We start from the raw sequence: 20,985 nt of genomic DNA, 5'->3' as shown, positions 1-20,985 counted from the left end.
TGAAAGGACTTAGACCATGGGCATTCTCGATTCCCTGGGGAATTCACCGGAGCTGAAAGGCATGCTTGGCCAGCTCGGGGCGGCAGTGATCCCCGTCGTGCTTGGCCAGGTGATGGGCAATGGCGGGCAGGGCGGCTTGTCGGCAATCGTGGCCAAGCTGGAGCAGGCTGGCCTCGGCGACCAGGTCAAATCTTGGATCGGCACCGGCCAGAACCTGCCGATCACCGCCGAGCAGCTCCAGGAGGTGCTGGGCAGCGACACCGTCAAGCAGCTCGCCGCCAAGTTCAACATTCCGGTCGACCAGCTGTCCAAGGTGCTGGCCCAGCAACTTCCGGCTGTGGTCGATGGCGCGAGCCCCAACGGCAAGCTGCCGCATACCGCCTGAGGCGGCGGAACCGGGTTCCGGCCGAGCTCGGCGGGCAATTTCCGGCTGGCACGTAAATTGCTGCCTATCGCCCTGAAAAACCTGCAAAATCGTAGCTTCGCCACGCCCCAATCTTGCTGGATTTGGGGCGGTGCGATGTGCTACGTTGCCGCAGGGTTCTCAAAATGCCGGCTTGAGCTATCGGGACTGTCAGCTCAGCCAGCAATCTCTAAGAAAATGGAGAGGGCGTTGAAGCATAAGTACTCGATTGGCGAGATCGTCTATTTCACGGCGAGCAACGTGGCGCGCCCCGCTGCGAGCGGCACCTATGAGGTGATCCGCCTGCTGCCGACCGATGGTGACGATTGCCAGTATCGTATCAAGAGCTCGACTGAAGCTTTCGAACGGGTGGCCAAGGAGAGTCAGCTCGCGCTGTCCTGAACGCGTTGTGCGCAAGCCGGTGGCTGGAGCGGGTTCCGCGCCGTCGCCGTCAAAAGGCCCTGTTCGCAGACCCATTGTGCTGAAGGTTGGACGTCGGGATGGCGGCGTTCGCCGTCGCTGGCTGTGCTTACGCTGCGTTGAGGGACATCGCGCATGAACTGGGCTTCCTCGCTGGATCAGATCTGGCGCTCACCGACCTTCCCGATGTGGCTGACGCTGGCCGCGGCGGGCTTCTTTGGGATTGTCGTTCTGGTCACGCTGCTGCGCGCGGAAAAGTCCGTCGCCAACGGCGCGCTGACCGTCATCACGCTGCTGTCGATCGCGGTTGCGGTCGCCGCCACGATCCGCGGCTTCGGGCCGGGCGGGCAGGCGGCGGCCGCCGACACACGGACCGCGCAATTCACCAGCCAGACCGTGCCGGCGCTGGCCTGCGTCGACGAGCTCGCCGGAGATGCTGTTCTCAATGCCTGCGAGAAAGTGCTGTTCGGCTCGTCTGATACGGCCGCGGCTGCGGTCAGCTATGCGGCGGCGCAGATCTCGCGCCTGACCGCGCTCGGCGACCTCGCAACCGCGGAGCGCAATACGACCACCGAATTGCAGGCGCTGCGCCGCGCCATCGAGCACGACCGCTACGGCCTCGTGGCCTACGCACTGATGGCGCGGGACCACTGCACGCCGACGGCGTGTCCCGCGTTCCGCTCGCTGGGCGACAACCATCAGATCATCAACAACATGAACGAGCGGACCTACGAGAACCTGGTCACGCGCTACGCGGCGTCCTGGAACGGCCCGGCCGGCGCGCAGGCGTCGGCTGCCAGCGGCCTGATCGCAGCGTTGCCGCAGTCGATGCCCACCGGCAAGCCGACCAATGCGGAGTTTCCGAGCGCGTCCTCGACGCCGCCGGTCAGCATCATGACGCCCGAACCGGCGAAGCCGGCCGCAGCGGCCCAGCCGCCGGCCGCACGCGCTGCCGCCGCGCCGCCCGCTGCTCCGAAGCGGCCGCCCGCACCGAAGCGCCCGGTCCAGATCGCGCCGGCTCCTGCGCCTGCGGCGCCGCCACCTGCCGCGGCGAGTGCGCCGGCGGCCGCGAACCAGGAATGAGCTGATGGCGGCGGCGTGAGCCGTCGTCATCGCACCGTTCCGGGCAATAAATCCGATATCCACTGCCGCTGATATCGCTCCCTTTCCAAAGGGCGCGCCGGCCGCTACATCCGGCCCATGCCGCTTCATCTCATCAAGCTTGCCGTCGGTTGCGACTCGGTCAAGGAACTCAAGGGTTGGGTCGCCGAACGGATGGCGACCGCGAAGAAAAAGGGCCTGCCGCTCCGTCACATCCACATCACGCGGATGACGCCGAAGCGCGAGGAGGAAATCCTCGCCGGCGGTTCGCTGTATTGGGTGATCCGTGGCGAGATCGCCGCGCGCGAGAAGATCATCGCGCTCGAGCCGTTCCGCGACAAGGACGGCATCGGACGCTGCCGGCTGGTGATGCAGCCCAAGGTGATCGCCGTCTCGCCGCGGCCGATGCGGCCGTTCCAGGGCTGGCGCTATCTGACCGCGGATTCCGCGCCCGCAGATCTCACCAAGTCGAGCGCAGCCAGCGTGGCGTCGATGCCGGAACCGATGCGCCGCGAGCTGCGCGACCTCGGATTGCTCTGAGCAATCGAATTGCTGTGAGCGGAAGACGGCTGGCGCGGATCACTGCGTCACGAGATGCAGCCGGCCCCATTCGGACGCCGGGATCTCGACATAGCGGCCGCCGCCCGCGTTGCTGACGGCGACGTCGAGCAGTTCATGGTCGATCCCCATCTCGCCGAGATAGCGCCGGAACTGGTCGGTGAAGATCGAGGTCAGGCTTTCGCGATGCTCGGCCGAGACGTTGGGGGCGAGCCGGTTGTGGATCGCCATGCCGCTCAGCACCACGCGGCTGCCCGCCGGCAGACTGCGATGCACGCCGCCCGACAGCACCAGCAAGCAGGCAAGATCGCAGGCAATGCTGGACGGCTTCTCCTTGGCGTCCAGCGGGCCGCCGGGCCGCTTCAGCGCAAAGCATTCTTCGTCGGGCTTCCCGTTGCAGGCGTCGACCTCGGTCGCCGCGACTGCGGTATCCATCCCACGGTCGCGCAGGATCCGGCCGAGGCTGGAGGCGACATTAAGGTTGGATTGGCCCTTGATGTTGATCACCACCGGGAGCTTGCGTCCGGCCTGCCGGTCGAGGATTGCCAGCAGGCGCTTGTAAGTGTCCCATTGCACGGAGCCCTCGGCGGCGATCCAGTCCGAGCAGCCCGGGCCGCAGGCATCGGGCGCACCATGCGCGACGTAGAAGATCATCGCGCCGGGCGAGGAATTGACGCCGCCGACCGGCGGCCGGGTCTGCGCCTGCGCCGCGCCGACGGCCAACAGCGCGATGCAGTAGAGAATGCCTTGCCTGAAACAACTGACCATTCCGATCGCCTCTGAAAGGCGCAATCATCCTTGCGTCGCGGCGGCGGCGCAAGCCTGACCCAGCACGGCTACACCGCGATGTTATCGATCAGGCGCGTGCCGCCGATCCTCGCCGCCACCAGCATCCGCATCGGCCCGTCCTTCAGCGAGCCGATCGGCGCCAGCGAGGCGGCGTGGCGGACCTCGAGATAGTCCAGCACGAAGCCGGCCTTGGTGATCTCAGCAGCGCCGGCGGCCATGGTGGTCGCGGCGTCCTCGCCGGCGCGCAAACGGCCCGCCGCCTGCTTCATCACACGGTTGAGCTCGGGGGCCGCACGCCGTTCCTCCGCGGAGAGGTAGACGTTGCGCGAGGACATCGCGAGGCCGTCGCGTTCGCGCACCGTCTTCGAGCCGATCACCTTGACGCCGAGATCGAGGTCCGCGGCCATCTGGGTCACCACCCGGAGCTGCTGAAAGTCCTTCTCGCCGAAGATCGCGACATCGGGCCGGACTTGCGTGAACAGCTTGCCGACCACGGTGGCGACGCCGCCGAAGAAATGCGGCCGGAAGCGATCCTCCAAACCGGCGGTGGCCGGTCCCTCCGGCACGATTCGGGTGGCGAAGCCGTCGGGGTACATCGCCTTCACCTCGGGGTGCCAGATCAGGTCGACACCTTCGGCGGCGAGCTTGGCGACGTCTTCCTTCCAGGTGCGCGGATACGAACCGAAATCTTCCGTCGGCGCGAACTGGGTCGGGTTGACGAAGATCGAGACGACCACCCGCTTGGCGCGACGCTTGGCGAGCCGCACCAGCGACACATGGCCGTCATGGAGCGCTCCCATGGTCGGGACCAGCGCGACGGTCGCCTTCTTGGCGCGCAAGGTGTCGACGGCGCGACGAAGGGCGGGGACGGTACGGACGACGGTGGGATTTCTCGGCATCTGGTCTCGACTCGTGGGACAATCTGGGTGGGGGGAATCCAAGTGGAACGTTTCGCGTTCGGCAGGTGGCGGAGCTTACCAAGTTCGAACCGTTATCGGCAAACCGCCGCGCAAGCATTACCCGATCTCGCGCGCGCATGGATCGCAGGCCGCGTGCCGCCGATCGGCGCAGCCGGCTTGCGCGCTCGATTCATCATTAAGGGCGGCTGCAATTGATTTCCTTGCGCAGTGATGCATTTCACTTGACCGCAGCCGTGCGCGATTTGAAGATCATTGCGGGGATTGAATCATGTTGGTGCAGGCTAGTCAGGGTCAGTCCGGCTCCGCACATGTCGTGGTGCTGGGGAACGAGAAGGGCGGTTCGGGCAAGTCGACCACCGCCCTGCATATCGCGGTTGCGCTCCTGAAGGCCGGACAGCGCGTTGCCAGCATCGATCTCGACTGCCGCCAGCAGAGTTTCACCCGCTACATCAGCAATCGCCAGGCCTGGGCGCGGCGCTCCGGGCTCGATCTCGAACTCCCCGCGCATTATTGCATCAAGTACGGCGAGACGATGCAGATCGAGGAGAACGAGAACGCCGAATTCCAGCAGTTCATGGCCGCGGTGAGCGCGGTGGAACATGCCTATGATTTCATCGTCATCGATACCCCGGGCTCGGACAGCTACCTGATGCGGCTCGCGCATTCGATGGCCGACACGCTGGTGACGCCGATCAACGACAGCTTCCTCGATTTCGACGTGCTGGGCACCGTCGATCCCGCGACCTATGCGGTGATCGGCGAGAGCCATTATGCGGAGATGGTGCGCGACACCAGACGCAAGCGCCGCCAGCTCGACGGCGCCTCGACCGACTGGATCGTGGTGCGCAACCGGCTGTCGATGCTCGGCTCGCGCAACAAGCAGCTGGTCGCCGACGGCTTGAAGCAGTTGTCGCTGCGGCTCGGGTTCCGTGCGGTCGACGGCTTTGCCGAGCGGGTGGTCTACCGCGAATTCTTCCCGCGCGGGCTGACGGCGCTCGACGACATCGACGAGGCGACGCTCGGCACCCGCCCGAGCCTTGGGCACGTCACCGCCCGCGAGGAGGTGATGGGCCTGTTGCGCCAGCTCAAGCTGCCGCTCGACGAGCGTGGCCGCCGCCGCGCCGCCAACCGGGCCGAATGGTTCAGCCAGGTCGACAAGCCGCTAGAAGTCGACGACATCATCGGCAACTAGGCCCGCAAGGCCGGCAATCCCGGTGGCGGCCCAGCATCGGGTAGATTCTCCGAGCGATCGGCTTGGGCGGTCGCAAGGCGATGAACGGAGGATCGAATGGAACGGCGCCAATTCATGTCCCTTCTCGGAGGAGCTGCGTTGGCACCGCTCGCCACCTTGCCGGCCTATGCGGACCCGTCCGACGCCTGCGGTGTTCCGGTCGCGCGGGACGATGGTTGGTCCGTCGCCTCCATCAATGAGGACAAGCTCGCCGACCGCGCTGTGTCCTGCAAGCGATTTCGCCACGGGTTTAGTTCGGCTCCAGCACCGTCATCCTGAACGGCCCGCCATTGGCGGCGGCATGTGCAACGGCATCGTTGACGTGATCGAGATCGAAGGTCGTGACCTCGAACTGGTCGAGCCGCAACAGCCCGGCGCGCGCGAGGTTGACGAGACCAAACGTCGCCTCCGGCGGATACATCCAGACGCCGTGAATGCTGATGCATTCGCGCATGATCCAGGGGTAGGGCAGATCGAGCCCCGGTCCGCCCTGCATTCCGACGCCGCCCATCAGCACGACCCGGCCATAGGGACGCACCGTCATGATCGCGGCGCGCACAGTTGGTGTCGTCACCGATGGCGGCATCAGGTCGAGCACGCAGTCGATCGGGCCGGGCGCGGCGCGCCGCATGCGCTCTCGATCGTCGTCCTCGTGACCGCTCAGCCTGACCGGGCGCACGCGCGGGCCGAAGCGCCGGACCAGATCGGCCAGCACTCTCTCGTTGCGGCCCGGCGCGACGACGCAGGCCGCGCCCATCGCCAGCGCGACGGCGACCGCAGCGCTGCCGAAATTGCCGGTCGCGCCGCTCACCAGCACGGTCTCTCCCGGCTGCAGGCGAGCCGCCAGCAAGCCGCCATAGGGCACGAGACAGGTGCCGAGCGCGCACCATGATGGCGCATCGGCCGGATCGATGGTGCCGATCCGCTTGACGTTCTCGGTCGGCACCAGCGTCTGCTCGGCGAACGAGCCGTGGCGGAAGTGGCGCTGCAGGCGCAGCCCGCCTTCGCCGCGCGCGCTCCAGCCCTGCAAGGTGATGTCGGGCGAGATGCTGTCGTCGCGCGAGCGGAAGGTCGGATCGCAGTACACCCAATCGCCGGCGGCGAGGTGGGTGGCGTCCGGCCCGACGGCGCGCACCCGTCCGATCGCGCCGGGACCCGGAACGGCCGGCAACTCGAGCAGGTAGTTGCGCGCACCGCTGAAGACCTCGTTGGCGTAGGACAGCACGCGCGTCGCGGCGACGTCGACGAGGACTTCGCCCGTTCCCATCACGGGTGCCGGGATCTCCTCGATCGCGAGCGGCGAACCGAACGATTTCAGGATTGCTGCTTTCATCTGGTCTCATCCTTCCTGAGATCGGCATCATCCCGTGCTCTGTTGCGCTCTGGAAGACCTGGTATTATCCTAGGATTGTAAGACCCACTCAGGAGGCCGGCGATGGCCACGGCGCGGCAAAGCGAACTTGGCGATTTCCTGCGGTCGCGGAGGCAGAAGCTGACGCCCAAGCTCACCGGCACTCAGGCCGGGCGGCGGCGCCGGACGCCCGGTCTGCGCCGCGAAGAGGTGGCCGAGCTCGCCGGCATTGGGGTCGATTGGTACATCCGCCTCGAGCAGGGCCGCTCCGTCAGCCCTTCCGCCACCACGATCGACGCGCTTGCGCGCGCGCTGCGCCTCAGCAGGGCCGAGCACGCGCATCTGCGCGCGCTTGCGAAGGATGGCGACCGCCGGCCATTCTCCGCCGAGACCGTGCCGGCTGCGATCCGGCGCGTCGTCGAAAGCCTCAACCAGCCGGCCTATGTCACTGGGCGGCGATGGGACGTGCTGGCCTGGAACGCGGCCGCGGAGGATGTCTTCGCCTTCGGCCGCGTCCCTGAGGACGAGCGCAACACGCTGCTCTTCGTGCTGACCAACCCCAAGAGCCGGCAGCTGTTCGGCGCAGGCTGGCATGAGGAGGCGCGGCGCATCGTGACCCAGTTCCGCCGGACGCACGACCTCTGGGCCGGCGATCCGGCCTTCCTCGGTCTACAGACGCGGCTTCGCGAAGGCTGTCCGGAGTTCGACGGCTGGTGGGGAACCCACGACGTCAGCGTCAGCGTCGCCGGAAGAAAGGCGCTGAACCACCCTAAGCGCGGCCAGCTGACCTTTGAATACGCGACCTTCCAGGCCAACGACGATCCCGGCCTTAAGCTGATCATTTACACCGAAATCGGTTGAAATCCGTGTTCTTCCGGTGATTTCGGCCACACCACGGCCAAAAAGCCGGAACAAAGCAGCCCAAATCCAGTTTCTCCCCCAGGGCGAGCCAAGGGTGAGCCAAGGCTCGAACGCAACCTTGGGAACTCGCATCGAAGGGGAGATAGAGAGCACGAGCTGTCGCAGTGAGGCGTGTGCAACTGCACAAACTATAGGTGCGGCGCACAACGTTATGCCACCGAAGCCACAATATTTGGACTTCCTGTCACGGCGCTGTGACATATATTCTCAAAAGGAGGCCGAAGAGCCTCCGGCCAAAATCGCCCTGTAAAGGCGGGCACCTCGAGGACGTCATGAAGCGTGGAATTCTCGTTCTGCTTTCGCTCTCCGTAGTGATCACGGGTGCGTATTTCACCGCGAGCAAGTGGGCGATCCGTCACGAAACGCTCATGTTCAAGGATCCGACCCGCGATGAGCGGCCGGTCGCGGTCGACGTTGCCGTGCGCTTCGACAAGGAGATGCAGGCTGACGCCGGCATGATCAAGCTCCCGGTTGCGATCCTCAATCATGGCAATACCGTCAAATTTACCGAATATTCCTTCCTCGCTAATGTGTTCGCGGCGCGCGGCTATCTGACCGTCAGCATTCAGAACGACCTGCCGTCGGATGGACCGATGGTGACCAAGGTCGGCGAACTCTATGTCGGGCGCCTGCCGCAGTATCAGCGCGGCATCACCAACATCAAATTCGCGATCGAGGAGATGAAGAAGCGTCAGCCGAACGCGGACTACAGCAAGCTGACGATGGTCGGCCATTCCAATGGCGGCGACATCGCGATGTATTTCGCCAAGCAGTATCCGGACGAGATCAAGAAGGTCGTCACGCTGGATAATCTGCGCGTGCCGTTCATGACCGACGGCAAGTTCAAGATCCTCTCGTTCCGATCACACGATCAGCACTTCAAGCCCGATCCCGGCGTGGTGCCGGACGAGGAGGAGTGCGAGAAGGCCGGTATCACCGTTGTGAACACCAACTTCCAGCACAACGACATGCGCGATACCGGACCCGAGAAGGCCAAGGACTCGATCCAGGCGATGCTCGATAAATTCCTGGCCGACACCGACAGCGATGTTGCGGCGGTCGATACCAGGAATGCGCCGCTGAAGATTCTGGAGCCGGGTCCCGTCTCGCTCTACGTGCCGGTCGAGAAGCCCGTGAGCTTCGGCGAGAAGGTCAAGAAGTCGCTCTCGTTGACCAAGACCGAGACCAAGAAGGATCCCTCGGTCACGAACTGACAGGACCGCCCGGGATTCGATCCGGGCCGGCGGGCGCGTTACGTTGACCAATCCGATGCCGCGGCCCACATAGTGTTTGCTGTACGAGGCAAGCGCTGATGGCTGGCAAGACGATCAAACCGACATCCGGAGGCGACGTGCGCCCGGCCGATGCGTCTGGCGTGCCGGCGTCGAGCGCCAATGACATCGCCGCGTTCGTGGCCAAGGCGCGCGCGATGTCGCCGCATCGCGCCGGCGCACGCGGCAGGCTGGTGTTTGCGCTCGACGCCACGATGAGCCGACAGCCGACATGGGACATGGCGTGCACGCTGCAAGCGGACATGTTCCGCGAGGCCGGCTCGCTCGGCAGTCTCGATATCCGCCTCGTCTATTATCGCGGCTTCAACGAGTGCCGCGCGTCGGGCTGGATCTCCGACAGCGCGCAACTCGCGCGGCTGATGGGCAAGATCGACTGCCAGGGCGGCAATACCCAGATCGGCAAGGTGCTATCGGAGACCCGCCGCGAGGCGGTCGCGGCAGGCGTGCGCGCGCTCGTGTTCGTCGGCGACGCGATGGAGGAGAACGCCGATACGCTGTGCGCAAGCGCCGGAGAGCTCGGCCTGCTCAAGGTGCCGGTCTTCATGTTCCAGGAGGGCGCGGACGCCACTGCCGAGCAGACGTTTCGCGAGATCGCGCGGCTGACCGGCGGCGCGTGGTGCAGGTTCGATCCCGGTGCGGCGGCACAGCTCCGCGAGCTGCTGCGCGCCGCCGCGGCCTATGCTGCCGGCGGCCGCGAGGCGCTGCTGCAACTGGCGAAGACGACCAGCGGCGCGGCCAAGCTGATCGGTCAGATGAAATAAGCCGCCCGCCGGGTCAGGCTCCGCCCGACGTCGCGGCTTTGGCAATTGCGCCGAGCAGCGCCGACATGTTGGCCGTGATCTGTTGGGTCGCTTCCGCGACGCCGTGCCGCTCAGTGAGCCAGGTCGGATCATTGTAGGAGAGCCAGCAGTCGCCGGCCTCGTCCTGCCAGACCAGCGCCTTGAGCGGCAGATCGATCCCGATGGTCTGCGCAGCCTGCATCAACGGCGTGCCGCCCTTGGCGTTGCCGAACACGAACAGTTCGGTCGGACGGAGCGTGAGGCCTACGCCGGCGGCGCCCGCGGCATGATCGATCTGCGCGAACAATGTCAGCCCGCGCGCCTGCAATTCGGCCTTGAGCCGGTCGGCGGTTTGCTTCGGCCCGACATGGCTGCGAAGGCTGATCAGTCCGTCAATCGCCATCAAGCTTCCTCCAGCGCGATTGCCGCAAGCTACCCAATCGCAGGGGGCGGCGCCACGCTAAAGCATGATCCGGAAAAGTGCGAAGCGGTTTTCCGAAAAGATCATGCTCAAACAAGGAGCTAAAGCGCGATGACGATTCTACCGGATCTCATCGCGCTTTAGGACGCCTTCACGCTCCAGTGAGACGAAGCTCCGCATGCTTTTTGTCGCCGGGCCGCCTATATTCAGCGCATGCCAACCCTGATCGCCGGCGTCGTCGCAATTGTCATCCTTTATTCCGCGCTGCAGATGTTTCGTGCGGCCAATCCTGCCGTGCTTGCTCGGGCGATCAAGATCGTGGGTGGGGTGCTCGCGCTGGCCGTCGCGGCCTTCACCGGCGTGCGGGGCGAACTGGCGGTGGCAATCCCGCTCGGCATCTTCGGCGCCGGATTGCTCGGCTGGTCACCGTTCGGGAGCACCGGCTTTCCCAATTTCGGCGGCATGTTCGGCGGTTCGCGCAATCAGGGACAAAGCTCGCGGGTGCGCTCGCAATATCTCGACATGAGCCTCGATCACGACAGCGGCGTGCTCAAGGGCCAGATCGTGGCGGGACCGCAGGCCGGCCGCATGCTCGACGAGTTCGACCTGTCGCAGCTTCTGGCGATGGTCCCGGGCTTCGACGCCGAAAGCGTCGCGCTACTTGAAAGCTATTTGGACCGCCGCTTTCCCGCCTGGCGTCAGGACGCACAGGGCGACCGGACAGGGGGGCAGGGTCGCGCGGCGGCGACCGGCAAAATGACGAACGAGGAGGCCTATCAGATCCTTGGCCTGCAGCCGGGAGCGTCGCGTGACGACATCGGCCGGGCTCACCGCACCCTGATGAAGAAACTCCATCCCGACCAGGGGGGCTCGACGTATCTCGCTGCCCGTGTGAACGAGGCCAAGGATACTCTGCTTCGCACGCATCTCTAACTCCGGCTACGCTACTGACGCCACAGCCGAGAGCTGCCTTCCGTTTCTGATTGATGCCCCGCGTGGCCCGCCGTTGTCCGGCGCGGCCGATCGTTCTTTCGGGAAAACTTAACCGTAAAATATTGACGAGAAGTTCTCATGGTTGCGCCGCGCGCGGAAAGACCGGTCGTTCGCGCGGGCGGCGTGCAAAGCAAAAGGCCGGCACTTGCGGCGCCGGCCCTTTGAAATCAGCTGTTGCTGTCGATCAGTTGCGAACGGTGATGCAGGAGATCTCGGCGCGCTTCAGCGTCTTGCACGCCGCTTCCGCCTGATCGCGCTCGAGGCCGGCAAAGCGGGCGCGGTAGAGCTTGCGATTGTCCTTGGCCACCACCTCGGTGAACGGGTCCGCCTTGCTGAGCAGGCCGCGGGCCGAGCTGCGGGCGAGGTCGATGCGCTTGTTGGCCTCGCCTTCGGACTCAAGCGCGCCAACCTGGATGATCCAGCCGGAATGCGCGGCGCCTGGCTTGACGACGCTGGTCTGCGGCGCGGCCTGCAGGCTGCGGGTCGTCGATTCGATCGAGGCCACGGCCTGCGGTGCCGGGGCGGCGGCCGGTGCATGGACGGACGAGGCCGGCAGCACGCCGAGGATGCCGTTGCCGGTGCCGAAGTTCGCCGGTTGCGGCGGCATCTCGGGCCTCGAGGTTTCGGCAGCCCGCGCCATCATCGCATTGGAGGTCTCGGGAACTTCGCCGCGCGACGGGATGGTGCTGGTGATCGGGGGCGCGGACTGTGCCGGGCCGGCGGCGGCGAGCCTGACCTGGCCGGCCTTGACTTGCACGGTCTTCACCTTGACCGGCTTCATCGGCTCGGCCGAGCCGGGGATCGCGGCGATCGGCTCGGTCTGGATCACGCCGGAGGTCAGCGGGGCCGGCTCGGGCTTGGCCTGCGGCTCAGGCTTTGCCGGGGGCGGCGGCAGGGCGGCGGCGACGGCCGCCATCAGCGTGGGCTTGCTGGCCGGGCGCGGCGCCTGCACCGCGACGGCTGCCGCGGCGGGCTCTGACGCTGCGACCGGCGCGCTGTCCGCGTTGCGGGCGTTGTCGGCATCGGCAACCTCGACATTGGCGTCGGCTGGGTTGCGCTCGGTGATCGCGGCGGCGGTGCGGGTGGTTGCGCCCTTGCCGATGTTCTCGGCCAGCAGGTTGCGCATGATGGCATCGCGGGAGCCGCCGCTGCGGCCGCCGAGCACCACGCCGACCAGGAAGCGGTTGCCGCGGTGGATCGAGGTCACGAGGTTGAAGCCGGAGGCGCGGGTGTAACCGGTCTTGATGCCGTCGACGCCTTCGACGCTGCCGAGCAGGCGATTGTGACCGGTGATCGTGTGGCCGCGGAAATTGAACGCCGTGGTCGAGAAGTAGCGATAGTAGCGCGGGAAGCGATCCTGGATGGCGCGGCCGAGGGTCGACTGATCGCGCGCGGTGGTGATCTGTTCGTCGTTGGGCAGGCCCGAGGCGTTGCGATAGGTGGTCCGGCTCATGCCGAGCGCGCGGGCCTTGCGGGTCATCATTCGGGCGAAGTCGTCTTCGCTGCCGCCGATCGCCTCGGCGATCACGACCGCGGCGTCATTGGCGGAGCGGGTGACGAGACCCTTGATGGCGTCTTCGACCCTGATGGTCTGGCCGGGCCGCAGTCCGAGTTTGGTCGGGTCCTGCTCGGAGGCATGCTCGGAAACCGGCATCTCGGTGTCGAGCTTCATCTTTCCGGAATCGAGGCGCTCGAACAGCAGATAGAGCGTCATGATCTTGGTGAGCGAGGCGGGGTGCCGCAGGCCGTCGGGACTGTTAGCTGTCAGCACCGAGCCGGTGTTGCCGTCGACGATGATCGTCGCGAATTGCGGGCTGTAGCTTTCGCGCGCGGCCTCGCTGTGGTTGTGACGGGCGACGTGGCGCCGGTGACGGCGCGCCTCCGCACTATCACTGGTGATCAGGATCGCCGTCGTGACGGTAACGAGCCCAAGAACGCCAACTCGCAGCGCCCGCGAGGAGGCCAAGGTTGTTCGAAGCATCTACTTCCCCGTCCCAATTTCTATCTAGATCACTGGCTCGTGAGGCGAAATTGTGCCCGGCGGCCGTCGATCCTTGCCTGCGCAACAGACCACTTCGGGCAGAACCATCGGCCCTCGTGGCGGCTCAGGTCGCTCTTCTAGCTAAGGTGTTGTTCACAAACAGCTTTCAAGGCTGCCCGTCGGAAGGCGAACAAAGTCCAGGAATCAGGTTAGGCGGACCGAGTTTCCAAAAGATTAAGCAACCGTTGCGTAGTCCCCCGGGGTTTATCGCAAATGCTCAGGATTCGGGCAAATGTCGTTGTGCGTCGCACAATATTCGTTGACTTTATTGTGCGATGCGATATGTCTATCGCCGTCAGGGGGCCGGGAGCTTCCCGGCAATGGGAATTTGCGCCTTCAAGTCTGGGAAAAGGAATTCCATCCATGGTCAAGATCGAAGACATTCAGAACTACGGCAAAGAGCATATCGAGTCGGTCACTGCGTCTGCGAACAACCTGCAGAGCGGCGTCCAGGCGATTGCCACCGCCTATGGCGACTACGCCAAGAAGTCGTTTGAGGACACCAAGTCGTTCGTCGAGAAGCTGTCGGGCGTGAAGTCGCTGGACAAGGCGCTCGAGGCGCAGACCGAATACCTGCGCTCGTCCTACGAGACCTTCGTCGCGGAATCGCAGAAGATCGCCGGCCTGTACAGCGATTGCGCCAAGCAGACCTTCAAGCCCTACGAGGGCCTGGTCTCCAAGTTCGCGCCCGCTCAGTAAGCGCTACTGATCAAGACAAACGAAAAGCCCGGCCGTTTCGGCCGGGCTTTTTTGTTGTGCCTGAAGCGGGCGGTTATTTCGCCAGCCGCAGCTTGCTCAGCGCCGTGCCGATCGTGTTGAACGTCGTCAAGATCTGGGTCGAACTGGTCAGCATGTAGAACTTGTCGGGGCTGCTGGCGCAATTTTGCAGAACGGTCGAGGTCGGATCGGCGGGCGTGCTCGTGTTCACCTGGATCGCGTAGATCGTGTACATCGGCGCACCATTGGCGTCCTTGGCGGCCTGCAGATTCTGGCACTGTAGGGCTTGCCGCGCATCGATCGGATTGCCGGACGCCTGGCTGCTGCCGTCGCCGTAGTCGGGCCAGCGGTCCTCGGTGTTCAGACCGTCGGAAAGAATGATGATGACGCGGTTGTAGGTGGTGTTGGCGTCCTCTGCCGGCGCGTTCAGCGGACCGCCCACAAGAAGGGACTGCCACGCCCAGGCAAGGCCAACCGACTGGTCTGTGCCGCCGGTCGGCTGCATGGCGTTGACCGCCGTCTTGAGCGCGCTCCAATTGTAGCTCAGCGGAATGATCGGCCCGAGCTGCGGCGAGGCGCTGTTGCTGCAATACAATGAGCTGTTCTCATAGTACTCGTTGGCCGGGAACAGCGTGGTGACGTCGGAGGTGTTCGGCAACACACCGGTCGCATCGTTCGGCTGGGTACGGTCGGTGATGCAGCCCGTCCAGGTGCTGATCGGATTGGTGGACGCGAGCAGCCAGTTGTTCTGGACCGTGGGGAGCTGATTGGTCGAGGTCCACTTGTTGTTGGTCCAGCCCACCACGGCGCTCACGCGGGGCTGCCCCAGATTGTGAATCAGGTCCAGGGGGCCGGGTTGGGTCCAGTCGTGGGTGTACAGATTGCCGGAGCAGGATGTGACGCCGCTAGTGGTGGTGCAACTGCAGCCGGAGACGTTGTTACCGGACGAATTCTTCGGGCAGCTGCAGGAGGACGACCCCGTGCAGAACACACCGGTGCCTGCCGGCGTGCTCACCCAGCAGCCGTTGTAATTCGTGTGAGAGTTGTAGTCGACGCTCGGGCAGATGTAGCCCGAATAGGTCCCGCTCGACGGAATGTAGTTCGCATTGGACGTGCTGGTCGGGCTGGTGTTGCAGGTAAAACCGCCGCTGCTGTTGGTCCAGGGGCATCTCGCGCCGGGGCCCACCGCATGCCAATTCATTGGCAGGCTCGCCTGCGTGCTGCCGTTGTTGGGCTGCGTGGTCGGCGGATTGAGCCAGTCGGTCCAGTCGATGTAGCTCTGGGTATAGTTGCTGGTGCCGAGGTTGACGACCTTGGCGAACGGGATGACGGAGATGTAGACGTCGCCGTTGTTCTTGCTCAGCGCGCTGAGCTGGTCGATCAGGCCGCCGGTTCCGGCCACCGCGTTCCGCAGCGCGGTAATCTTGCCGTTCTGGCTCATCGATCCCGTGTTGTCGAGGGCCAGCGCGACGCGCATCTTGACGTTGCCCCAGGTAGTGGTGGTCGAGGAGCCGAAGTTCACTTTCCGGAAATTGCCGCCGGACAGATCGGCAAACTTCATGAAATAGGTGTTGATGTAGCCGGACCCGCTCAGGAGAATGGTCGCCGCCGCGGTCGAGGTCGGGGTCGTATAGGTGGCCGAGATGGCAATGCCCTGGCCGTCCTTGTTGGTGAAGAGGCTGTTGAAATAGGTCTGCGCCTTGCTCGGGATCTGCGCGGCCGTGATGGTGCCCATCGTCAGATCCTTGGACAGCATCAGCGCGGTGGAATCGAGGGCCGACTGCATCGCTGTGCGAGCATTGTTGGCGCGGGTATAGTCGACCGCTGCTCCCACGAAGGCGAGGATCGGCAGGATCGCGAAGGTGAAGATCACCGCGACATTGCCGTCGGTTGCCCTGGAAAACCGGCGGATGGCCGCGCGGACGCAATTGGAAATGGCTGAACCAAGCATGGCGCTCTCGTCAAAAATGGATTGCGCGGCCATCTCGACGTGCGCGGCTAAACAGATGGTGAATCGGGGAACGGAAACCCGGCGAGCGGCCCGGTGGAAGATCAAAAGCAGGGCAAAAGCATGCGCTATCCTGAATGCCGGCTAAATTGGATACCCTAGTCCTTTGTCAAATCAGGCAGAAATGATTAACCTTCCGAGGGTTGCCGCGCCGGGAATCGGACCGGTGGGCTGCGGCGGGTCTGCGCTTGCGGCAGGGCGTCGTGAGGCCCATATTCGGGAAGTCGATCCGGCCGCCGGATCGGACCGGGAGCGGCAATCTGGAAAGCATTGCTGGGGGTTCCGCGATTAGTCTTGCGGCAATCGCGACCACCTTCCAATCGCCAACCGGTTTCCCGCCAGTTTCCCTTGGGGAATTCGAACGCCTGAGCCATGCTGCGATACACGTTGACAGTCCCGATCTCCGAGCCGGTTTCGGCCATGCCCGCGGTGTCCGCCGCTCCGGTGCCGAAAATGAGCAATGACGACAACCGCAATGGAACGGGCAGCGGCCCGTCGACCTCGGTCATCACCAAGGTCAAGCCGAAGACCAAGCGCCCGAACCTGTATCGTGTCCTGATCCTGAACGACGACTACACGCCGATGGAGTTCGTGGTTCACGTGCTGGAACGATTCTTCCAGAAGGACGCCGAGGCGGCGACCAAGATCATGCTGCACGTTCATCATCACGGGATCGGCGAGTGTGGCGTGTTCACCTATGAGATCGCCGAGACCAAGGTGACGCAAGTCATGGACTTCGCGCGCAAGCATCAGCATCCACTGCAATGTGTGATGGAAAAGAAGTAGTTCGCCGGAACGATTGACCTGCCGCGGGAAGCGGAACGGGTTTTGCATCGCGTTTTTGACGCAGCGAACGGCGTTTCCGTACGATCACGGGGCGCGGCCGCACCACGTCCCGGCGCCCCCGAATTTAGAAGAAAACCATCATCGCGGGACCGGTCTTTCGCCACGATCCGTCGTAACTATATCAATGGCGATCACGAAGGTTGTTATTGCCTGACCCGGTAATGGCGATCATGATGGCCGGGGGCCATAGAGGACGCGAATGCCTACTTTTTCCCAAAGCCTAGAACAATCCTTGCATCGTGCATTGGCGATCGCGAACGAGCGTCACCATCAATACGCGACGCTCGAACACCTTCTGCTGTCGCTGATCGATGACTCGGATGCGGCGGCGGTGATGCGGGCCTGCAGCGTCGATCTCGACAAGCTGAGGACCAGCCTCGTCAATTATCTCGAGACCGAATTCGAAAACCTGGTGACTGACGGCGCCGACGACGCGAAGCCGACCGCCGGGTTCCAGCGCGTGATCCAGCGCGCGGTGATTCACGTCCAGTCGTCCGGTCGCGAGGAAGTGACCGGCGCCAACGTCCTGATCGCGATCTTCGCCGAGCGCGAGAGCCATGCCGCATATTTCCTGCAGGAGCAGGACATGACGCGCTACGACGCCGTCAACTACATCAGCCACGGCATCGCCAAGCGGCCCGGCGTGTCCGAGGCGCGGCCGGTGCGCGGCGTCGACGAGGAAACCGAGACCAAGGGCAACGAGGACGCCAAGAAGAAGGGCGAGGCGCTCGATACCTATTGCGTCAACCTCAACAAGAAGGCGCGCGACGGCAAGATCGATCCGGTGATCGGCCGCAATGCCGAGATCAACCGTGCGATCCAGGTCTTGTGCCGTCGCCAGAAGAACAACCCGCTGTTCGTCGGCGAAGCCGGCGTCGGCAAGACCGCGATCGCCGAAGGCCTCGCCAAGCGCATCGTCGACAGCGATGTGCCGGAAGTGCTGGCGGCCGCGACCGTGTTCTCGCTCGACATGGGCACGCTGCTCGCGGGCACCCGCTACCGCGGCGATTTCGAGGAGCGGCTTAAGCAGGTCCTGAAGGAGCTGGAGGCGCATCCGAACGCCATCCTGTTCATCGACGAGATCCACACCGTGATCGGCGCCGGCGCCACCTCCGGCGGCGCGATGGATGCGTCCAATCTGCTGAAGCCTGCGCTGGCTTCGGGCACGATCCGCTGCATGGGCTCGACAACCTACAAGGAATATCGTCAGCACTTCGAGAAGGACCGCGCGCTGGTGCGGCGCTTCCAGAAGATCGACGTCAACGAGCCGACGGTGGAAGACGCGATCGCGATCCTCAAGGGCCTCAAGCCCTATTTCGAGGATTACCATCGGCTGAAATACACCAATGAGGCGATCGAGGCGGCGGTGCAACTGTCGTCGCGCTACATCCACGACCGCAAGCTGCCCGACAAGGCGATCGACGTGATCGACGAGTCCGGCGCGGCGCAAATGCTGGTCGCCGAGAGCAAGCGCAAGAAGACGATTGGCATCAAGGAGATCGAGACCACGATCGCGACCATGGCGCGGATCCCGCCGAAGAGCGTGTCGAAGGACGACGCCGAGGTGCTGAAGCATCTCGAGCAGACCCTGAAGCGCACGGTGTTCGGTCAGGACAAGGCGATCGAGTCGCTGGCGGCGTCGATCAAGCTGGCGCGTGCCGGCTTGCGCGAGCCGGAGAAGCCGATCGGCAGCTATCTGTTCTCGGGTCCGACCGGCGTCGGCAAAACCGAGGTGGCCAAGCAGCTCGCGGCGTCGCTCGGTGTCGAGCTGTTGCGCTTCGACATGTCCGAATACATGGAGCGGCACACCGTGTCGCGCCTGATCGGCGCGCCTCCCGGCTATGTCGGTTTCGACCAGGGCGGTCTGCTCACCGATGGCGTGGACCAGCATCCGCATTGCGTCGTGCTGCTCGACGAAATCGAGAAGGCGCATCCGGATCTCTACAACGTGCTGTTGCAGATCATGGATCATGGCCGGCTCACCGACCACAATGGCAAGCAGGTCAACTTCCGCAACGTGATCCTGATCATGACCACGAACGCGGGCGCGGCCGACCTCGCGCGGCAGGCCTTCGGCTTCACCCGCTCGAAGCGGGAAGGCGACGATCATGAGGCGATCAACCGGCAGTTTGCGCCGGAGTTCCGCAACCGGCTGGATGCGATCGTCTCCTTCGCGCACCTCAATGCCGAGGTGATCGGCATGGTGGTCGAGAAGTTCGTGCTGCAGCTCGAGGCGCAACTCGCCGACCGCGACGTCACGATCGAGCTGTCCGAGCCCGCCAAGGCCTGGCTGATCGAGCACGGCTATGACGAGCAGATGGGCGCGCGTCCGATGGCGCGCATCATCCAGGAGCACATCAAGAAGCCGCTCGCGGATGAAGTTCTGTTCGGCCACCTCAAGGGCGGCGGACACGTCCGCGTCGTGCTGGTCAAGGACGAGGCGACCGCCAAAGACAAGATCGGCTTCGAATATCTCGAGGGCCCGGTCACGCCGAAGCCCGAGAACCTGCCGCCGCGCAAGCGCAAGCCGCCGAAGGGCGGGCCGAACAATGGCGGCGGAGGCGGCACCAAGGGGCCGGCCTCGAAGGGGCCGATGGTCAAGGCCTGAGGCGCAAGCGAACAAACAAATGAAAAAGGCCGGCTGTCCAGCCGGCCTTTTTGTTTAAGCCGATGGAGTCGCGCGTTGTGTGCGCGCGCGCGAGTTTCACTCGCCCTTCAAGCGCTGGCCCTCATGGACCCGCACCTGGTGAGCGCCGCGGCTGCCGGCCGAGGACAGCCGCAGCGTGCTGAGCACGGCGCCCACGACGGCAAAGCCGACGCCGACCATCAGCGAGATCCGGGTGCCGTCGGCCGGATAGCGCGCCAGCAGCATCGCCACCAAAGCTGCGCCGACGGTCTGTCCAAGCAAGCGCGCGGTCCCGAGCATGCCGCTGGCGCCGCCGGAGCGCTCGCGCGGGGCGGCGGCGATCATGGTGCGGTTGTTCGGGGTCTGGAACAGGCCGAACCCCGCGCCGGCGAGCGCCATGCGCCAGATCACGTCGATCGGTGTCGCATGGACCGGCATGAACGCCAGCGTGCCCAGACCCAATGCGAACAGCAGCAGGCCGATGCCGCCGAGCAGGCCGGCCGGGTAACGCTCGACCAGCCAGCCCGCGATCGGCGCTGCGAATGCGACCGCGATCGGCCACGGCGTGATCAAGAGGCCGATCTGCACCGCCGAATATCCGAAGTGGTTTTCGAGATAGAACGGCATCGCGACGAAGGCCAGCATCTGGCCGCAGAACGAGGCGATCGAGGTGCCGATCGACAGCGCGAAGATCGGTATCCGCAAGAGGTCGACCGGCAGCAGCGGCGAGGGCAGATGCTGCTGCCGCCGGTACAGAAGATGGGAAGCGACCGCGGCAATCGCGAACTCCAATGCGCAGAGATACAGTGCCTCGCCATGGCCGGCGCTGTCGATCGCGCTGATGCCGAACCCGAACGCGATGGCGCTCATCGCGGCGCTCTGCCAGTCGAAGGCGTGAACCGCGGGCCGGGTATGCGGCAGGAAGCGCCAGCCCAATGCCAGCGTGACGATGCCGAGCGGGACGTTGATGGCGAACAGATACGGCCAGGTGCCGACCGCCAGGATGACCGAGGCGATGGTCGGGCCTACCGCGGCCGAGATCGCGACCACCAGCGCGTTGACGCCGATGCCGCGGCCGAGCTGCGAATGCGGATAGATGAAGCGGACCAGCGCCGTATTGACGCTGAGGATGCCGGCAGCGCCGAACCCCTGCAGGATACGGGCGACCGTCAGCAGCGGCAGCGTATGCGACAGCGCGCAGAACAGCGACGCCAGCGTGAACAGCAACAGCCCCGCCAGATACACCCGGCGATAGCCGATGATCTCGCCGAGCGAGGCCAGCGGCAGCAGCGAGATCGTGATCGCGAGCTGATAGCCGTTGACGATCCAGATCGAGAAGGCGGGGCTGGCGTCAAGATCCCGCGCGATGGTCGGCAGCGCCACGTTGGCGATCGAGCCGTCGACGACGGCCATCACGAGGCCGAGCGCGATCGTGAGAATGGCCCAATTGCGCTGCGGTTGCGGCAGCCCGTCGGGATGCTCAATGATCGCGGACGACATGTCGTGAAATGGCTCTCGGTTCCAGCATGGGCGGGCTTACCGGATGCTGGATTAACCTGGCCTTTGCA

At 64.8% G+C, this 20,985-nt stretch carries 19 protein-coding genes; 12 read left to right on the top strand and 7 right to left on the bottom strand.

Annotation, left to right across the window (positions count from 1 at the left end; translation table 11 throughout):
• Positions 1 to 16 precede the first annotated feature (16 nt).
• The 4 genes from ACE103_RS24000 (at position 17) to ACE103_RS23985 (ending at position 2,464) form a co-directional block, all read left to right on the top strand.
• Positions 17 to 385, top strand: a complete 369-nt coding sequence (locus ACE103_RS24000; RefSeq protein WP_375775131.1) for a YidB family protein — start codon at positions 17 to 19, stop codon at positions 383 to 385.
• Positions 386 to 601: 216 nt separating this feature from the next.
• Positions 602 to 805, top strand: coding sequence for a hypothetical protein (locus tag ACE103_RS23995; RefSeq protein WP_092114848.1), 204 nt, complete (start codon positions 602 to 604; stop codon positions 803 to 805).
• A gap of 153 nt (positions 806 to 958) precedes the next feature.
• Positions 959 to 1,906 carry a hypothetical protein gene (locus ACE103_RS23990; protein ID WP_375775130.1) on the top strand — a complete coding sequence of 316 codons (948 nt, stop codon included), beginning with the start codon at positions 959 to 961 and terminating at the stop codon, positions 1,904 to 1,906.
• A 117-nt stretch (positions 1,907 to 2,023) separates the two neighbouring features.
• The gene (locus ACE103_RS23985; protein ID WP_223967481.1) at positions 2,024 to 2,464 is read left to right on the top strand and encodes a DUF1489 family protein; all 441 of its coding nucleotides are present in this window, start codon (positions 2,024 to 2,026) and stop codon (positions 2,462 to 2,464) included.
• Positions 2,465 to 2,503: 39 nt separating this feature from the next.
• On the opposite strand, the gene ACE103_RS23980 is transcribed toward ACE103_RS23985, so the two are convergent.
• Positions 2,504 to 3,250 (bottom strand): hypothetical protein, encoded by a 747-nt coding sequence (locus ACE103_RS23980; protein WP_375775129.1) that lies wholly within the window; start codon positions 3,248 to 3,250, stop codon positions 2,504 to 2,506.
• A 68-nt stretch (positions 3,251 to 3,318) separates the two neighbouring features.
• Positions 3,319 to 4,170, bottom strand: a complete 852-nt coding sequence (panC, locus tag ACE103_RS23975; protein ID WP_375775128.1) for a pantoate--beta-alanine ligase — start codon at positions 4,168 to 4,170, stop codon at positions 3,319 to 3,321.
• Positions 4,171 to 4,459: 289 nt separating this feature from the next.
• On the opposite strand from panC, the gene ACE103_RS23970 reads away from it, so the two are divergent.
• Positions 4,460 to 5,383, top strand: coding sequence for a division plane positioning ATPase MipZ (locus tag ACE103_RS23970; RefSeq protein WP_223967484.1), 924 nt, complete (start codon positions 4,460 to 4,462; stop codon positions 5,381 to 5,383).
• 289 nt (positions 5,384 to 5,672) lie between these two features.
• Here ACE103_RS23970 and ACE103_RS23965 read toward each other — a convergent pair whose 3' ends face one another.
• Complete coding sequence (locus ACE103_RS23965; protein ID WP_375775127.1) at positions 5,673 to 6,755, bottom strand: zinc-binding dehydrogenase; 1,083 nt, start codon at positions 6,753 to 6,755, stop codon at positions 5,673 to 5,675.
• Positions 6,756 to 6,857: 102 nt separating this feature from the next.
• Here ACE103_RS23965 and ACE103_RS23960 point away from each other — a divergent pair, with 102 nt between their 5' ends.
• The 3 genes from ACE103_RS23960 to ACE103_RS23950 all read left to right on the top strand — a co-directional run bounded on the left by ACE103_RS23960 (position 6,858) and on the right by ACE103_RS23950 (position 9,747).
• Entirely contained in the window at positions 6,858 to 7,634 is a 777-nt protein-coding gene (locus tag ACE103_RS23960) for a helix-turn-helix transcriptional regulator (RefSeq protein WP_375775126.1), read from the top strand.
• Positions 7,635 to 7,966: 332 nt separating this feature from the next.
• Positions 7,967 to 8,908: an alpha/beta hydrolase family protein gene (locus ACE103_RS23955; RefSeq protein WP_375775125.1), complete on the top strand. Its 942-nt coding sequence runs from the start codon at positions 7,967 to 7,969 to the stop codon at positions 8,906 to 8,908.
• 98 nt (positions 8,909 to 9,006) lie between these two features.
• Positions 9,007 to 9,747 carry a VWA domain-containing protein gene (locus ACE103_RS23950; RefSeq protein ID WP_375775124.1) on the top strand — a complete coding sequence of 247 codons (741 nt, stop codon included), beginning with the start codon at positions 9,007 to 9,009 and terminating at the stop codon, positions 9,745 to 9,747.
• A 13-nt stretch (positions 9,748 to 9,760) separates the two neighbouring features.
• On the opposite strand, the gene ACE103_RS23945 is transcribed toward ACE103_RS23950, so the two are convergent.
• Complete coding sequence (locus ACE103_RS23945) at positions 9,761 to 10,168, bottom strand: DUF302 domain-containing protein (RefSeq protein WP_223967489.1); 408 nt, start codon at positions 10,166 to 10,168, stop codon at positions 9,761 to 9,763.
• A gap of 231 nt (positions 10,169 to 10,399) precedes the next feature.
• On the opposite strand from ACE103_RS23945, the gene ACE103_RS23940 reads away from it, so the two are divergent.
• Positions 10,400 to 11,119, top strand: coding sequence for a DnaJ domain-containing protein (locus ACE103_RS23940; RefSeq protein WP_375775123.1), 720 nt, complete (start codon positions 10,400 to 10,402; stop codon positions 11,117 to 11,119).
• Between the two features lie 244 nt (positions 11,120 to 11,363).
• Here the strand turns inward: ACE103_RS23940 and ACE103_RS23935 are convergent, their stop codons facing one another.
• A complete protein-coding gene (locus ACE103_RS23935) occupies positions 11,364 to 13,160 on the bottom strand; it encodes a serine hydrolase (protein WP_375775122.1) in 1,797 nt (598 codons plus the stop codon).
• A gap of 423 nt (positions 13,161 to 13,583) precedes the next feature.
• On the opposite strand from ACE103_RS23935, the gene ACE103_RS23930 reads away from it, so the two are divergent.
• The gene (locus ACE103_RS23930) at positions 13,584 to 13,919 is read left to right on the top strand and encodes a phasin family protein (protein ID WP_092114837.1); all 336 of its coding nucleotides are present in this window, start codon (positions 13,584 to 13,586) and stop codon (positions 13,917 to 13,919) included.
• A 73-nt stretch (positions 13,920 to 13,992) separates the two neighbouring features.
• Here ACE103_RS23930 and ACE103_RS23925 read toward each other — a convergent pair whose 3' ends face one another.
• The gene (locus ACE103_RS23925; protein WP_375775121.1) at positions 13,993 to 15,888 is read right to left on the bottom strand and encodes a pilus assembly protein TadG-related protein; all 1,896 of its coding nucleotides are present in this window, start codon (positions 15,886 to 15,888) and stop codon (positions 13,993 to 13,995) included.
• 510 nt (positions 15,889 to 16,398) lie between these two features.
• On the opposite strand from ACE103_RS23925, the gene clpS reads away from it, so the two are divergent.
• Together clpS and clpA are read left to right on the top strand one after the other, a co-directional pair.
• Positions 16,399 to 16,731 (top strand): ATP-dependent Clp protease adapter ClpS, encoded by a 333-nt coding sequence (clpS, locus tag ACE103_RS23920; protein WP_076858080.1) that lies wholly within the window; start codon positions 16,399 to 16,401, stop codon positions 16,729 to 16,731.
• Positions 16,732 to 16,990: 259 nt separating this feature from the next.
• Positions 16,991 to 19,399 (top strand): ATP-dependent Clp protease ATP-binding subunit ClpA, encoded by a 2,409-nt coding sequence (gene clpA / locus ACE103_RS23915; protein ID WP_223967493.1) that lies wholly within the window; start codon positions 16,991 to 16,993, stop codon positions 19,397 to 19,399.
• A 96-nt stretch (positions 19,400 to 19,495) separates the two neighbouring features.
• On the opposite strand, the gene ACE103_RS23910 is transcribed toward clpA, so the two are convergent.
• Positions 19,496 to 20,917 carry an MFS transporter gene (locus tag ACE103_RS23910; RefSeq protein ID WP_375775120.1) on the bottom strand — a complete coding sequence of 474 codons (1,422 nt, stop codon included), beginning with the start codon at positions 20,915 to 20,917 and terminating at the stop codon, positions 19,496 to 19,498.
• Between the last annotated feature and the right edge of the window lie 68 nt (positions 20,918 to 20,985).

It is taken from the genome of Bradyrhizobium sp. ma5 (assembly GCF_042258955.1).
Lineage (GTDB): Bacteria > Pseudomonadota > Alphaproteobacteria > Rhizobiales > Xanthobacteraceae > Bradyrhizobium.
Note: the sequence above shows the minus strand (reverse complement) of the source record. Positions and strands in the feature narration are given on the sequence as shown.